Source organism: Mycobacterium sp. G7A2, from assembly GCF_041902445.1.
Taxonomy (GTDB): Bacteria; Actinomycetota; Actinomycetes; order Mycobacteriales; family Mycobacteriaceae; genus Mycobacterium.
Window position 1 is genome coordinate 2058967 of record NZ_CP169251.1, and the last position, 15139, is coordinate 2074105.

14 protein-coding genes and 1 pseudogene are annotated in these 15139 nt (G+C 65.3%); 12 read left to right on the forward strand and 3 right to left on the reverse strand.

What is annotated here, in order from left to right; genetic code table 11:
* The first annotated feature begins 24 nt into the window (after window positions 1–24).
* From ACEWX3_RS10060 to ACEWX3_RS10105, 10 genes and pseudogenes are all read left to right on the forward strand, one after another.
* Window positions 25–1236 (forward strand): CaiB/BaiF CoA-transferase family protein, encoded by a 1212-nt coding sequence (locus tag ACEWX3_RS10060; RefSeq protein WP_207069144.1) that lies wholly within the window; start codon window positions 25–27, stop codon window positions 1234–1236.
* Between the two features lie 98 nt (window positions 1237–1334).
* Window positions 1335–1907, forward strand: a pseudogene (locus tag ACEWX3_RS10065) (thiolase family protein); the annotation flags it as partial.
* Between the two features lie 5 nt (window positions 1908–1912).
* Window positions 1913–2722: an MlaE family ABC transporter permease gene (locus ACEWX3_RS10070; RefSeq protein WP_374159341.1), complete on the forward strand. Its 810-nt coding sequence runs from the start codon at window positions 1913–1915 to the stop codon at window positions 2720–2722.
* A gap of 9 nt (window positions 2723–2731) precedes the next feature.
* On the forward strand, window positions 2732–3589 hold the full coding sequence (locus ACEWX3_RS10075; RefSeq protein WP_207065081.1) for an ABC transporter permease: 858 nt from the start codon (window positions 2732–2734) through the stop codon (window positions 3587–3589).
* A gap of 10 nt (window positions 3590–3599) precedes the next feature.
* A complete protein-coding gene (locus ACEWX3_RS10080) occupies window positions 3600–4883 on the forward strand; it encodes an MCE family protein (protein WP_207068256.1) in 1284 nt (427 codons plus the stop codon).
* Entirely contained in the window at window positions 4880–5905 is a 1026-nt protein-coding gene (locus ACEWX3_RS10085; protein ID WP_207068255.1) for an MCE family protein, read from the forward strand. The genes ACEWX3_RS10080 and ACEWX3_RS10085 overlap by 4 nt, the downstream gene beginning before the upstream one ends.
* Window positions 5906–7009 (forward strand): MCE family protein, encoded by a 1104-nt coding sequence (locus tag ACEWX3_RS10090; protein ID WP_374159342.1) that lies wholly within the window; start codon window positions 5906–5908, stop codon window positions 7007–7009.
* Window positions 6993–8480 carry an MCE family protein gene (locus ACEWX3_RS10095; protein WP_374159343.1) on the forward strand — a complete coding sequence of 496 codons (1488 nt, stop codon included), beginning with the start codon at window positions 6993–6995 and terminating at the stop codon, window positions 8478–8480. Before ACEWX3_RS10090 ends, ACEWX3_RS10095 begins: the two co-directional genes overlap by 17 nt.
* A 17-nt stretch (window positions 8481–8497) precedes the next feature.
* Entirely contained in the window at window positions 8498–9817 is a 1320-nt protein-coding gene (locus tag ACEWX3_RS10100; RefSeq protein ID WP_374159344.1) for an MCE family protein, read from the forward strand.
* On the forward strand, window positions 9817–11472 hold the full coding sequence (locus tag ACEWX3_RS10105; RefSeq protein ID WP_374159345.1) for an MCE family protein: 1656 nt from the start codon (window positions 9817–9819) through the stop codon (window positions 11470–11472). The genes ACEWX3_RS10100 and ACEWX3_RS10105 overlap by 1 nt, the downstream gene beginning before the upstream one ends.
* Before the next feature lie 25 nt (window positions 11473–11497).
* On the opposite strand, the gene ACEWX3_RS10110 is transcribed toward ACEWX3_RS10105, so the two are convergent.
* Complete coding sequence (locus ACEWX3_RS10110) at window positions 11498–12016, reverse strand: hypothetical protein (protein WP_374159346.1); 519 nt, start codon at window positions 12014–12016, stop codon at window positions 11498–11500.
* Window positions 12017–12093: 77 nt separating this feature from the next.
* On the opposite strand from ACEWX3_RS10110, the gene ACEWX3_RS10115 reads away from it, so the two are divergent.
* Complete coding sequence (locus ACEWX3_RS10115; RefSeq protein ID WP_207068249.1) at window positions 12094–12522, forward strand: hypothetical protein; 429 nt, start codon at window positions 12094–12096, stop codon at window positions 12520–12522.
* Between the two features lie 79 nt (window positions 12523–12601).
* On the opposite strand, the gene ACEWX3_RS10120 is transcribed toward ACEWX3_RS10115, so the two are convergent.
* Window positions 12602–13036, reverse strand: a complete 435-nt coding sequence (locus tag ACEWX3_RS10120) for a hypothetical protein (RefSeq protein WP_207068248.1) — start codon at window positions 13034–13036, stop codon at window positions 12602–12604.
* 52 nt (window positions 13037–13088) lie between these two features.
* Window positions 13089–14369 carry a cytochrome P450 gene (locus ACEWX3_RS10125; protein ID WP_374159347.1) on the reverse strand — a complete coding sequence of 427 codons (1281 nt, stop codon included), beginning with the start codon at window positions 14367–14369 and terminating at the stop codon, window positions 13089–13091.
* Between the two features lie 138 nt (window positions 14370–14507).
* On the opposite strand from ACEWX3_RS10125, the gene ACEWX3_RS10130 reads away from it, so the two are divergent.
* A complete protein-coding gene (locus ACEWX3_RS10130; protein WP_374159348.1) occupies window positions 14508–15137 on the forward strand; it encodes a TetR/AcrR family transcriptional regulator in 630 nt (209 codons plus the stop codon).
* Window positions 15138–15139 lie beyond the last annotated feature (2 nt).

Consider the following 15139-nt stretch of genomic DNA (forward strand, 5'->3'; position numbering starts at 1 on the left):
CGCTTGCGCGAAGAAGGAAATCGTATGAGCAGCAAGCCGCTGGACGGAATTCGCGTTCTCGAAGTCGCCATGTACGGCTTCGTGCCGTCGGCAGGCGCCGTGCTCGCCGAATGGGGCGCCGACGTGGTGAAGGTCGAGCACGCCGTCACCGGGGATCCGCAGCGCGGACTGCGTCAGACCGGTCTGCTGCGCGTCGAGGGCGACCCCAACCCGAACATCGAGCATGCCAACCGGCTCAAGCGCAGCATCGGTCTGGACATGTCGGTGCCAGAGGGCAGGGAAATGCTGCTGGAGCTGGCCCGGCGCTCCGACGTTTTCCTCACCAGTTTCCTTCCCGGTCATCGCCAGAAGTTCGGCATCGACGTCGACGACATCCGTGCGGTCAACCCGGACATCATCTACGCCCGTGGCAGCGCTCTGGGACCGCGCGGCGAAGAATCGGTCAAGGGCGGCTACGACATGACCGCGTTTTGGTGCCGGGCCGGCACGGCGCGCACCATCACCCCGCCGGACATGCCCGGCATGATCGGCCCGCCCGGTCCGGCGTACGGGGACACCATCTCGGGCACGAACCTGGCCGGCGGCATTGCCGCGGCGCTGCTCAAACGCGAACGCACCGGAGAGACTTCGGTCGTCGACGTGTCGCTGCTGGGCAGCGGTCTCTGGTCGATGGGACACACGGTGGCGCTGACGAAACACCTCGACCAACGCATGGAGGCGTTCCCACCGGGTGTGCACGGCTCGCCGATCAATCCGCTGGTCGGCCTCTATCCGACGGCCGACGACCGCTACATCTCCTTTGTGATGATGCAGCCGACCAAGTTCTGGGCCGACGTGTGCCGGCACATGGACCTGGAGGAGTTGATCGACGACCCGAGGTTCGCCACAGGTGAGTCGATCGCCGAGAACACCGAGGCGGCCACCGAGATTCTCACCGAAGCCATGAAGAAGCGCCCGCTCGTGGAGTGGAGCGAACGATTCGCAACTCTGGCAGGCCCGTGGGCCCCGGTTCAAGACACACTTCAGGCCGCCGAGGACGCACAGGTCCGCGCCAACGAATACCTGGTGCAGGCGGGCGAACTCGAGTTGGTGGCCAATCCGGTGCAGTTCGACGTCGCCGCACCGACGTCGGGGCCGGCGCCTGGATTCGCCGAACAGACCGACGAGATCCTGCTGGAGATGGGGCTGGACTGGGACCGCATCATCGAGCTCAAGACGGCCGGCGCCGTCACCTGATTCCTGTTCTGCACCACTGGAGAGATCGCATGCCATTCGTCGCGCCCGTCGGGACCCGCCGTCGTTGCGGGGGACCGTCCCAGCGGGTGCCCGGCTGCCCGAGAGGTTCGGAGTCACACGTTCGCCCATATCTCCACGAATCTCCGGCAACTGAAGAACACTTAGCCATGGCGGCGGTCAAGATCCACCGTCACGCAATGATCGGCCCCGAAGCGCGGCTGCGCTTCGAGATCACAATGGAGCACGCCCTGAACGCACCGACGGCGGTGACGACATTTCGGCAGCACGACTGCGCGCCTCAGATGGACGGCGCCGCAGCGCGCGTCATCGCTGCAGAGGACGCGCTCGACCGTTCGACCGATCGGCCGGGGTGGATTCGTGGGGTCGGACTCGGGCTGGATTCGGTGATGCACCAGCACAAGCCAGACATGACGTTGCTGTGCGCCAGCACAACAGCGGCCGAGCAGGGCTTTTCGCCGGCCGGTACGTCGCCTGGTGGCGTCGATGTCGCCGGGGTGCACGACTTCGAGCCCACGAGACATGAGGATCTCGGCTTCGCCGAACGGCCGGGTGGCTACCCACCGCTCGAGGCCGAGGTGACCAGCCTCGGAGCGGCGCAACCGGTCAACTTCAGCGGCGGGTTCACGGCCCACGAGGAACCTGGAGGAGCTCCCTGATGGCGGTCAAAGGTCCGGAGCGGTGGTCGACCGGGATCAGTCTGCCCAATGGGTTGTCGGGGGCGATGCAGGCTGTTGGTGGGTTTTTTGCGATGGCTCTGGATGCGGTGCGGTTTGTGTTTGTGCGGCCGTTTCAGTGGCGGGAGTTTTTGGAGCAGTGTTGGTTTGTGGCGCGGGTGTCGATGGCGCCGACGTTGTTGGTGGCGATTCCGTTCACGGTGTTGGTGTCGTTCACGTTGAACATTTTGTTGCGGGAGTTGGGGGCGGCGGATCTGTCGGGGGCGGGCGCGGCGTTCGGGGCGGTGACCCAGGTGGGTCCGTTGGTGACGGTGTTGATCGTGGCCGGAGCGGGGGCGACGGCGATGTGTGCCGATCTGGGGTCGCGCACCATTCGTGAGGAGATCGACGCGATGGAGGTGCTGGGCATCAACCCGGTGCAGCGCCTGGTGACGCCGCGGATGCTGGCGGCGGGGTTGGTGGCGTTGCTGTTGAACAGTTTGGTGGTGATCATCGGCATCCTGGGCGGGTACTTCTTCTCGATTTTCGTCCAGGACGTCAATCCGGGGGCGTTCGCGGCGGGGATCACGTTGTTGACCGGGGTGCCCGAGGTGATCATCTCCTGTGTCAAGGCCGCCCTGTTCGGGTTGATCGCCGGGCTGGTGGCCTGTTATCGGGGGTTGACGATCACCGGGGGTGGGGCCAAGGCGGTCGGTAACGCGGTCAACGAGACGGTGGTGTATGCGTTCATGGCGTTGTTCGTGATCAATGTGGTGGTCACCGCCATCGGTATCCGGATGACGACAGGCTAGGCGAGGCGCATGGGTACCTCAGCGGTGTTGCGGTCGCGGTTCCCGCGGCTGGTCGGCTATGCCGGTCGGCCGGTGGCGTTGTTGTCGCGCATCGGTGATCACACGCTGTTCTACGGGCGTGCGCTGGGTGGGGTGCCGCACGCGGCGGTGCATTTCCGCAAAGAGATCGTGCGGTTGATCGCCGAGATCTCGATGGGGGCGGGCACGTTGGCGATGATCGGCGGCACGGTGGTGATCGTGGGGTTTTTGACCCTGGCCGCCGGCGGCACCCTGGCGATTCAGGGGTATTCCTCGTTGGGCAACATCGGGATCGAGGCGCTGACCGGGTTTTTGGCGGCGTTCATCAACGTGCGCATCGCCGCGCCGGTGGTGGCCGGGATCGGGCTGGCGGCCACGTTCGGGGCCGGGGTGACCGCCCAGCTGGGCGCGATGCGCATCAACGAGGAGATCGACGCCCTGGAATCGATGGGTATCCGCCCGGTGGAATACCTGGTCTCCACCCGCATCGTGGCCGGCATGATCGCCATCACCCCGCTCTACTCCATCGCGGTGATCCTGTCGTTTCTGGCCTCGCAGTTCACCACCGTGGTGCTCTTCGGCCAGTCCGGCGGACTGTATGACCACTACTTCGACACGTTTTTGAACCCGATCGACCTGCTGTGGTCGTTCCTGCAAGCCGTGCTGATGGCGATCGCGATCCTGCTGGTGCACACCTACTTCGGCTACTTCGCCTCCGGCGGACCCTCCGGCGTCGGCGCCGCGGTCGGCAACGCCGTACGCACCTCCCTGGTCGTCGTCGTCTCGGTCACCCTGCTGGTCTCCCTGTCCATCTACGGCTCCAACGGCAACTTCAACCTGTCGGGCTAGGGGAGGCGAGATGAGCAGAAGCGTCGGGCCGGGCCCGGCCCATCGGTCGGAGACCACCAGCAGCGCATCGCCGTTGGCGGCGTCGTCGGGGCGGCATTTCGGGGTGTCGCATTACGCGCGGCCCCTGGCCGGTCTCGGGCTGGTGGTGGCGGTGGTGGCGATCATCGCAGTGGCGATCGGGTTGTTCAACGGCAGTTTCACCAAGACCGACACCGTCACGGTGCTGTCCCCGCGGGCCGGGCTGGTGATGAACCCCGACGCCAAGGTCAAGATGCGCGGCGTGCAGGTGGGCAGCGTCGAATCGATCTCCTACCGACCCGACGGCATGGCCGAGCTCAAGCTGGCCATGGACCCGTCGCAGATGCGTCTCATTCCGTCCAACGTCAACGTCGACATCGCCTCGTCGACGGTCTTCGGCGCCAAGTTCGTTCAGCTCGCAGCGCCGGCGGATCCGTCGGGAACCCTCTCGGCCGGCCAGGTACTGCAGGGCGACCACGTCACTGTCGAGATCAACACCGTCTTCCAGCAATTGGTCAACGTTCTCGACTCGATCGATCCCGCCAAACTCAACGAGACCCTCGGCGCCATCGCCCAAGCCTTCAACGGGCGTGGGGAGCAATTCGGCCAGACTCTGACCGACTTCAACGCCGTGCTGGCCGAACTGGAACCGAGCCTGCCCAACCTCGCCCGCGACATCGAGCTGGCGGTGCCCGCGCTGACCGCCTACGCCGACGCCGGCCCTGACCTCGTCTCGACCATCGAGAACACCACCACGCTGAGCAATTCGATCGTCGACGAGCAGCAGAACCTGGACGAGTTTTTGGTCAGCGCAATCGGACTGGCCGACCTGGGCAACGAAGTGGTCGGCGGCAACCGGCAAGCCTTGACCGACGTGCTGGACGTCCTGATACCGACCACCGATCTGCTCTACAAGTACCGGAAGTCGCTGTGGTGCGGAATCGGGGGCCTGGTGCCTTTCGCCAAGGCGCAACCGCAGTACCCGGGAATCTCGGTGTCGGCTGGCCTGACGCTCGGAGTCGAGCGTTACCGCTACCCGGGCGACCTGCCCAAGGTGGCGGCCTCCAGCGGAGGCGCCGACTATTGCGAGGAACTGGGGCTGCCGGAACTGCCGCCGGAATTCGTGCCGCCCATGGTCGTCGGCGACATCGGCTCCAACCCGGCGCAGTACGGCAATGCCGGGATCCTGCTGAATTCCGAGGGCCTCAAGAACTGGTTGTTCGGTCCGCTGGACGGCCCGCCGCGTAACACCGCACAGATCGGCATGCCCGGATGACGCGATCGACCGGAACCCTCATCAAGTTCGGCGCTTTCGGCGTCGTGATGACGGTATTGACTGCCTTTTTGTTCCTGGTGTTCAGCGACGCCCGAACCGGCTCGACCAACGAGTATTCGGCCGTCTTCACCGACGCCTCGCGATTGACGACCGGCGACACCGTGCGGATCGCCGGTATCCGGGTCGGCACCGTCACCGGCGTCGAGTTGCTCCCGGACCGCGATGTACTGGTCACCTTCGACGCCGACCGTGACGTTGCGCTGACGCAGGGCACCAACGCGGCGATCCGGTACCTGAACTTGGTCGGTGACCGCTACCTGGAGCTGATCGACACCCCCGAGTCGACGAAGATCCTGCCGGCCGGCGGCCGCATCCCGGACGATCGCACGGCGCCGGCTCTCGATCTGGACCTGCTTCTCGGCGGCCTCAAACCGGTCATCCAGGGCCTCAATCCCGAGGACGTGAATGCCCTGACCTCGTCGCTGGTCCAGATCCTGCAGGGCCAGGGCGGCACACTGGAGTCGCTGTTCTCCAAGACCTCGTCGTTCACGAACTCTCTGGCCGACAACAACCAGGTCATCGAGCAACTGATCGACGACCTTCGTACGGTGCTGGACACCCTCGCCGACGACGGCGAGCAGTTCTCCGGCGCCATCGACAAGCTCGAACAGCTGGTCTCCGGGTTGTCAGCCGACCGCGATCCCATCGGCACCGCAATCGAGGCCCTCGACAACGGCACCACGTCATTGGCCGACCTGCTGGCGCGCGGCCGAGCGCCGCTGGCCAACACCGTCGACGAATTGAACAGGTTGGCCCCGCTGGTGGACAACGACCTCGCACGGCTCGATGCCACCCTCCAGCGGCTGCCCGAGACCTACCGCAAGCTCGCGCGGGTCGGCTCGTACGGCGCGTGGTTCCCCTATTACATCTGCGGCATCACCTTCCGCGCTAGTGACCTGGAGGGCCGCACGGTGGTGTTCCCCTGGATCAAGCAAGAAACCGGAAGGTGCGCTGACAACTAGATGTTGAAGTATCGCGGCGCCCAACTCGCCAGAGCCGGCTTCATCGGCGTGGTCACCATCGTTCTGGTGATCGCCGTCGGGCTGCAGCCCGAGCGACTGCTGCAGTGGGCTTCCTCCATTCGGTACCAAGCACTGTTCACCGAGGCCGGGGGGCTGGCGGTCGGCAATGATGTGACCGTATCCGGGATCAAGGTCGGGTCGGTGTCCTCGATCGGTCTCGACAACGGCGACGCCCTGGTCGGGTTCACCGTTGCCGGCCAATATGCCTTGGGCTCGGACACCACCGCGCACATCAAGACCGGAACGTTGCTGGGCGAACGGGTTCTGGCGCTCGAGTCGGAGGGAAGCGGTGTCCTCGATCCGCAAACGGCGATTCCGACGACGCGGACGACCTCCCCGTACTCTCTGACCGACGCGGTTGGAGACCTCACAGCCAACACCGCGGCCACCGACACCGAATCTCTCAACCAGTCATTGGACACGCTCGCGCAGACACTCGACCAGGTAGCGCCACAGCTCGGACCCACCTTCGACGGGCTTTCCCGGGTGTCCACGGCACTGAACAACCGCAACGAGAGCCTCGCCGAACTGTTGAAGGCAGCCGGTGAGGTCACCGGCGTCTTCTCCGAACGCAGCCGCCAGGTCAACACGTTGATTCTCAACGCCAACGACCTCGTCGCAGTCCTCAACGACCGCCGGTACGCGATCACCAGTCTGCTGTCGAGCATTTCAGCGGTGTCTCAACAGTTGACCGGGCTGGTGGCCGACAACGAACAGGAACTGGCGCCGGCGTTGGAACGGCTCAACAACGTCACGCGAATGCTCGAGAAGAACCGTGACAACCTGGCGAAGATGTTGCCAGGTGCGGCGAAGTATTACCTGACACAGGGCGAGATCGTCTCCAACGGTGCCTATTACAACGCGCTGGTCCCCAATATTCAGCCCGCCCAGCTGCTGCAACCGTTCCTCGACTATGCGTTCGGTTTCCGGCGGGGCGTCGAGAACGGTCAGCCGCCGGACAACGCGGGGCCGCGTGCGGAACTTCCCTTCCCCGTCAACAGTATTCCTCAGCCAGGAGACCTGCCCAATGACGGCAACCCGTAAGCGGCTGGTGGCCGGCACGGCGATCGTGCTGGCCGTGCTCCTCGTGGCCGGCGCGGCTTTTCTCGTCCGGCAGGTGCTCTTCGGCCCGAAGACGATCGTCGCTTACTTCCCGACTGCGACCGCGATCTACCCCGGCGACGAGGTTCGGGTGTCAGGGGTCAAGGTCGGCACGATCAGCGACATCGAACCCGCGGGTACCGAAACGAAGATGACGTTGGAGATCGACAGCGATGTCCCGGTTCCGGCGGACGCAAAAGCGGTGATCGTCGCCCAGAACCTGGTCGCTGCCCGTTACGTGCAGCTGACCCCGGCCTATCGGGCCGGCGGCGGCCCGACGATGGCCGACGGCGCGGTGATCCCCAGTGACCGCACCGCTGTTCCAGTCGAGTGGGACGAGGTCAAGACGCAGCTCATGCGCCTGGCCACCGACCTCGGCCCGCAGACCGCAGGATCGGGCACCTCGATCTCCCGGTTCGTCGACAGCGCCGCCAACGCCATGGACGACAACGGCGTGAAGCTGCGTGAGACGCTGGCCCAGTTATCCGGAGCCGCAAGGATATTCGCTGAGGGTAGCGGAAACATCGTCGACATCATCAAGAATCTGCAGGTCTTCGTCGGGGCGCTGCGGGACAGCAAACTGCAGATCGTCCAATTCCAGAATCGCCTGGCCAGCTTGACCAGCGTGGTCAACGACAGCAGGTCCGATTTGGACGCGGCGCTGTCGGACCTGTCGGTCGCGATCGGTGAGGTCCAGCGTTTCGTCGCCGGGAGCACGGAACAGACCACCGAGCAGGTTCGCAGCCTCAAGGAGGTCACCCAGATCCTGGTCGACCAGAGGCTGGATTTCGAAAACGTCCTACACATCGTTCCCAACGCCATCGGCAACTTCAACAACATCTGGTACCCGAATGGTGGCGCCGTCACGGGCGCGTTCTCGCTGAGCAACTTCTCGAACCCGGTGTGGTTCTTCTGCGGACTGATCGGCGGGGTTGCGAACACGACGGCGCCGGAGACCGCGAAACTGTGCGCCAACTATCTCGGCCCTGCGCTGCGTCTGTTGAACTTCGGCAACCTGCCCTTCCCGATCAACGCCTACCTGCGGCCGGCGGTCAGCCCGGAGCGGCTCATCTACACCGATCCGAAGTTGGCGCCCGGCGGTGCTGGTCCGGGCGATCCGCCCGAGCCGCTTCCGGATGTCTCGGCGTATCTCGGCGCGGGCGATGTGCCGCCACCGCCAGGGTGGAACGCGCCGCCAGGTCCACGGGGTCTGTACGCGCCGGATGACGATGCTCCTGCGATTCCTTCACCGGCGCTGTTCCCGGGAGCGCCGATACCGGCGCCGCCCAATATCATCTCCAACATCCCGGCTCAGCCGCAGACTGTTGACGGCCTGCTGTTGCCGCCCACGCCGGCACCGCAGGCTCCGGCGCCCGGCCCGCTGCTGCCGGCAGAAGGGATGCCGCCGTCATGACTTGTGCAACGAAGCGAATGGCCGTTCTCGTGTTCGGTGCGGCGGTATCACTGACGGGTTGCTCCTTCCAAGGGGTCAACTCGTTGCCGCTGCCGGGTGCGGTGGGTCGTGGGCCGGAGGCGGTGACTTATCGTGTCGAGATCCCCAATGTGGCCACATTGGAATCGAACTCGCCGGTGATGATCGACGATGTCATCGTCGGCAGTGTCGGAGAGATGAGGGTGCAAGACTGGCACGCCGATGTCGAGATCTCGGTCCAACCCGATGTTGTGGTTCCGGCCAACGCGGTAGCCACCGTGGGACAGACCAGTCTGCTGGGTTCGATGCACCTGGCTCTCGACCCTCCGCTCGGTGAAGAGCCGGCCGGCCGGCTGACACCAGGAGCTACCTTGCCGCTCAATGCGTCGTCGACCTATCCCACCACCGAACAGACGCTGTCGTCGCTTTCGGCCGTGGTCAACGGGGGTGGACTCGGCCAGCTCGGCGACATCATCCACAACATGAACACCGGCTTGTCGGGCCGTGAGGATGAGATACGCGAGTTGCTGACTCGTCTCGACGATTTCGTGGGTGTGCTGGACCAGCAACGCGACAACATCGTCGACTCGATTAAGCAGTTGCGACGTGTCGCCGGCGAGTTCGCCGGCCAGCAACAGACCATCGATGAAGCGCTCCGCGACATTCCACCCGCCATCGATGTCCTGATCGCCGAGCGTCCCCGCTTCACCACGGCATTGGAGAAGCTGGGCCAGTTCAGTGACACCGCCAGCGGACTGGTCAATGACGCGGGTGACGATTTGGTTCAGAATCTGGAGAACCTGGGGCCGATCCTGGGCGCACTGGCCGACGTCGGTCCCGATCTGAATCTCGCGGTGTTGTGGGCCTCCGCATTCCCGTACGGACCCACCTTCGCCGACATCATCACCCGGGGTGACTACATCAACCTGTTCGCCACGTTCGATCTGACCTATCCGCGCTTGAAGAAGACGCTGCTACTGGGTACCCGGTGGGGTGATGAGAACGCCAAACTCATTCCCGCACCCGGCGATCCGTACTATCTCAACTACACCTACAACCCGATGGGTCTCGGTGTCGCACCGCCACCGCCGGACGCGGTGCCGCCTGCGGACCTGGCGACCGGCTCGAGCGGGATGCCACCGGCGGCCGGCCCTGTCCTGCCAGTACTGCCTCCACCCCCGACGGCGCCGTGGCTGCCTCAGTCGGAGCCGATCACGTCGTCGCAGATATTCGCCGGCCCGTACGGCGAGCAAGTAGCCGAACCGGCAGCGGCCTCGCCGCCCGGGGAGATGCCGCCGGTCCCGGGAGGTGGTGGCTGATGCTCACCCGCTTTGTTCGAACGCAGCTGGTGCTGTTCACCATCGCCTCGATCGTCGGGGTCGCTGTCATGGTGTTCGCCTACTTCCAGCTGCCCACACTGCTCGGTATCGGCCGCTTGACCGTCACGATGGAGCTCCCCGCAACCGGTGGGCTCTACCAATTCGCGAATGTCACCTACCGCGGGGTGCAGATCGGCAAGGTGCGGGAGGTGCGCCTGACCGAGGACGGCGCGGAGGCGACGCTGTCGTTGGACACCTCACCGAAGGTGCCGGCGGATCTCGTTGCCGAGGTGCGCAGTGTGTCTGCCGTCGGTGAGCAGTACGTCGACCTGCGGCCGCGCACCGATTCAGGTCCCTATCTGGAGAACGGTGCACGAATTGCCCGTTCTGACACGGCGATTCCCCAGCAGGTTGGTCCGATGCTGGACCAGCTGAGCGCGTTGGTGGATAGTCTGCCCAAGGACCGGATCCCGGATCTGCTCGATGAGACGTTTCTCGCGTTCAACGGAGCCGGACCTGACTTCGCTTCGTTGCTCGACTCGGCGTCGACGGTGACTGAGGACTTGAGCGGAGTATCGGGAGAGACGCGCGCGCTGGTCGATGACAGCAGTCCGTTGCTGGAGTCTCAAGCCGAGACAGCTGACGCTATCCGGACGTGGGCGCGCAGCCTCAACGGCATCTCGGCGCAGGTCGTCCAGAACGACCCCGAGGTGCGCGCGATTCTGCAGCAGGGTCCGGGTTTCGCGCAGGAGGTCAGCGGGCTTCTGGACGGTGTGAAGCCGACGTTGCCCGTCCTGTTGGCCAACCTCACCACCGTCGGCCAGATCCTCGTGACGTACAACCCCTCGATAGAACAGTTGCTCGTGCTGTTCCCGAGCATCATCGCCGCCCAGCAGTCATTCGGCCTGCCCAGGAACAACCCCACCGGCCTGCCGTCGGGCGACTTCGCGCTCACCATCAGCGACCCCAATCCCTGTACGGTCGGGTTCCTGCCGCCGTCGCAGTGGCGCTCGCCCGAAGACACCACCACACTCGATACTCCAGACGGCTTGTACTGCAAGCTTCCCCAGGATTCGCCGATGAACGTCCGCGGTGCGCGCAACTACCCCTGCATGGGTCACCCCGGTAAGCGGGCACCGACGGTGGAACTGTGCAACGACCCGAGGGGATTCGTGCCACTCGCGATGCGACAGCACATTCTCGGCGCATATCCGTTCGACCCCAATCTCGTTGCGCAGGGTGTCCCACTCGATGATCGTGTCGACTTCGAGGAACGGATCTACGCACCGGTGGAAGGCACCCCACTGCCGCCGGGGGCAGTGCCTGCCGGCACGCCACCGCTGTCGCCGGAACTCGCCCCGACGCCGCTGGCGCCAGAACTCGTCACCGAGGGCGCGCCACCGGCGCCGGCGCCGGTCGGACCGCCACCGCCGCCGGCACCCCTTCCGCCGGGGCAGGGGCCGCTCAATCCGGATCAAGCTGTTCCCGCCGCACCCAGTGCCTTCGGCGGTGGCGCGGAGGCTGGTCCGTCAGTGGCCTCTGCACCGTACGATCCACAGACAGGTCGATTCCTGAGCCCGGACGGTCAGCTGCAGCAGTTGACCAGTGTGGGTGGGGATGGGCCGAAATCCTGGACTGACCTGATGCCGACCTGACGCTGAGCGGCAGATCTGTTGTGTGTCAGCTGTTCTTCTCGATCCGAACCGGCATTTCGATGATCTTGGGCAGGTTGACGCCGCACGCGCCGCTGTTGCTCCTGGTCACGTTACGGCCCACGAGCGTCGTGATGTTCTTGCTGACGCGTTCCTCGGTAGACGGGTCGACGCCCCACACCCAGAACTTCTGGTGGCCGGTGGCGAACGTACCGTCGGGACAGGGCATCCAGTTGGGCACCTCATGCTCGATGATCCAGGTGTCCCTGAGGTACGCCGAGCCGGTCCAACCGAGGCTGCTCGTGACTTCGCCGTAGCACTCGATCGGGCTCACGCAGGTGGTGTTCACGGTCCACGTCTCATGGACGGACTGCTGGTCGATGAGGACGTCATTGGTCCGGGCCCACTCGCCATCGGAGAACACCCGCCATGTTCCGCTGATGTCGGTGCCGAAATCGTCGGCGTAGGCCGAGGGGCCCAGATTCACACTGGCCACTACCATCGTCGCTGTCGCCGCGATGCCAGCGAGTACACCTGATGCACGCATTCTTTCAGCCTAATCGTGGTCAGACCTGCCCTCTCCAAAAGGGAGAATTTCGTTCCCGCACATGGAAAAATGACCGGGTGCGCTTTCTCGTCGCAGTGACGGCTGCTTTGTCGGCATTCAGCTGGCTGATTGGCGGGCCGCCCGCTGCCGCGCAGCCGCCACCTTCGCCGCCGGGGGCGGAATGCAACTATCCGAACTGCGTGCCGGGCATCCAGCCCAATGTGGTTCTGGGGTCGTACTGCAGCAACACCACCTACTACGTGTTCGGGGTGACCGATTGGGGCCGGTTGGTGTTCTGCGGCTCGCCCCGACGGTATGAGCCGCGCTGGTTCCGCTCACCGGAGATGCACGGCGTCAAGAACGAGGGCGATCTGTGCCCTGCGCTGGAAGGTGAGGTAGCCCAGGCGCCCGACGGACTGTTCCTGACATGCATCGCCAAGGACGGCCGGTCCTTCTGGGCGCGCGGCGACCAGTCGGCCGGCGGCGGGAACCCCCCGCCGCAGTGAAGATGCGGCCGCGGTACGGATGCGGCCGCGGTACGGATGCGGCCGCGGTGGTGATGCCGCTGCAGTACTCAGCCCCGGGTCACCAGGGCCGGATGGAGCAGAGCGCGCCCTTGGTGCCGGAGTCCGTCGCGACCACGACGTCGTCGACGCGCAGTTCACACACGAAACCCGGCTCCTGTAACGGAGCTGTGGTGGGACCGGGGAGACCGACCACCACCATCGCCCAGTCGTCGGGGTTGGCCAGGGTCGCTTCCAGCACCCATGGCTGGCCGGGCCCGAGATTGGCTTCCGCGTTGGGGGTGTAGAGGTACGGATTGTGGCTGTAGTCCGCCCAGTTGGGCGGATCGACATCGCGATAGTAGATCTCGGCGTTGGCGATGTCCTGGCTCGCTCCGACGGTGTAGCGGATTTGGTGCATGACCGGTTGGGCCTGCGCCGGCGCGACGGCGAGTACCGCGGTCGCTGTGAACAGTCCCGCCACGCAGACACGCGGAATCCACCTGCAGAGGAGCATTGTCGAATATTAGAACGTCGCTCTTGAGCCTGTCACCGTTTCGCTCGCACCGTCACCGCACGGGGTCGAAGGTGATGTTGAGCTCGGTCAGGCCGCGCAGGATGAACGTCGGCTCGTAGGTGTAACTGCGCTGCCCCGGGGCCCCGTGCTTGTCGGCGTCGATCTCGATGTTGCCCATCCGGTCCAGGATCCGCTCGATGGACACTCGTCCCTCCACGCGCGCCAGTGGCCCGCCCGGGCATGAGTGCACGCCGCGGCCGAAAGCGATGTGCTCGCGGACATTCTTGCGGTCCAAGTCGAACTCGTGCGGGTGCTCGAAGCGGTGCGGATCGCGATTGACCGCACCCGGACACACCATCATCGTCGTGCCCGCGGGCACGTCGATGTCACCGACCCTGGTCGGCTTCTTGGCAAGCCGGAACTGGCTTTTCACCGGGGCGTCCATCCGCAGCGCCTCCTCGACGAAGATCGGGATCCGGCTGCGATCGGCGCGCAGCCTCTGCTGGATGTCCGGGTGATCGCCGAGGACGCGCAGCGATGCGGACAGCAGCTTGGTGGTGGTCTCCTGGCCCGCGGCGAACAGGAACGTCGCCGAACGGACCACCTCGATCACCGGCGGCGTCGAACCGTCCGGGTACTTCGCAGTCGCCAGCGCGGTGAGCACATCGTCGCGCGGCTCCTCGCGACGCTCTTCCAGGTAACCGATGAACTTCTCGTCCAACCACTCCAGCGGGTTCGCGCCCACCAGGTCGCTGTGGTCGAGCGAGCCGACGTTGGCGCCGGGCCGGGGTGCGCCCAGCACGGTGCGGAACTCGTCATGGTCCGATTCGGGCACACCCAGCAGGTCGGCAATCACCAGGAGGGAGAACGGTTTTGCGTACGCGGTGAGGAACTCGCAGCGTCCGGCCTCGATGAAGTCATCGAGGACCTCGTCGGCCAGGCGCCACATGAAGTCCTCGTTCTCCTTGAGCCGGCTGGGCGTCAGCAGTCGGTTCAGCAACGAACGCGCGTTGGTGTGGTCAGGGGGATCCATGGTCACCATGTGCTCGAACATCGGCATCTGCGGCCGGTGGGCGGTGATCTGGTCGGTGATGTCGTCACCCTCGGGGGTGAACGGCAGTGGGGGGAACGGGCCGGCCACGGCGATGCACGACGAGAACGTGTCGCTGTCCTTCAGGACCGTCGCGGCTTCCTCGTAACCGGTCACCGCGAGGACGCCGTAATGCGGTTCCTGGACCACTGGACACTTGCTGCGCAGATGATCGAAGTACGGGTGAGGGTCGGGCACGAGAGACGGATCGGTGAAGTAGTCGATCGTGTCGAAGTCGGTCATGTGCTGTGCCTCCCGGGGCCGGCGGCTCGTCTGCTCGAGACGAGCACGTTCAAAATGCTGAGCACCTGCTTAGCATGGGGTAAGAGTTAGGGTCAAGGACGACGCGACGAAGATCGCTGCACACGAACGGGGGGACGGATGGCATCGCCGAGGCGAATCGGAGCCCCGGACGCGAAGAACCGCGTCGTGCTCCTCGATGCCGCCGAGCAGCTGCTGCTCGAAGAGGGCTACGCGGCGGTGACGTCGCGCCGCGTCGCCGACCGTGCGGGCCTGAAACCGCAGTTGGTGCATTACTACTTTCGCACCATGGAGGATCTTTTCCTGGCGGTCTTCCATCGCCGCGCCGAGGAGGGTCTGGCGGTGTTGACGACTGCTCTGCAGTCGCCGCAGCCGCTGTGGGCGCTGTGGCGATTCAGCACCGCGCCGGAGGCCACCCGGCTGACGATGGAGTTCATGGGGCTGGCGAACCACCGCAAAGCACTTCGGGCCGAGATCGTCTACTACGCCGAACGGTTCCGGCAGGAGCAGAACCGCGCGATCACCGAGGCGTTGCAGCGCTACGGCCACAGCACCGCCGACGTGCCGCCGGTGGTGTGGACGGTGTTCGCCACGAGCGTGTCGCAGGCGCTGGTGATGGAACGAGCCCTTGGCATCGACACCGGGCACGCGGAGACCTTTGCGTTCTGCGAGCGTTGGATACGGCGACTCGAGGGCGAGCCGATGCCCGCGGTGGCCGGACAGGTGAGCGCCACCGCCGAGCATCGCTGACT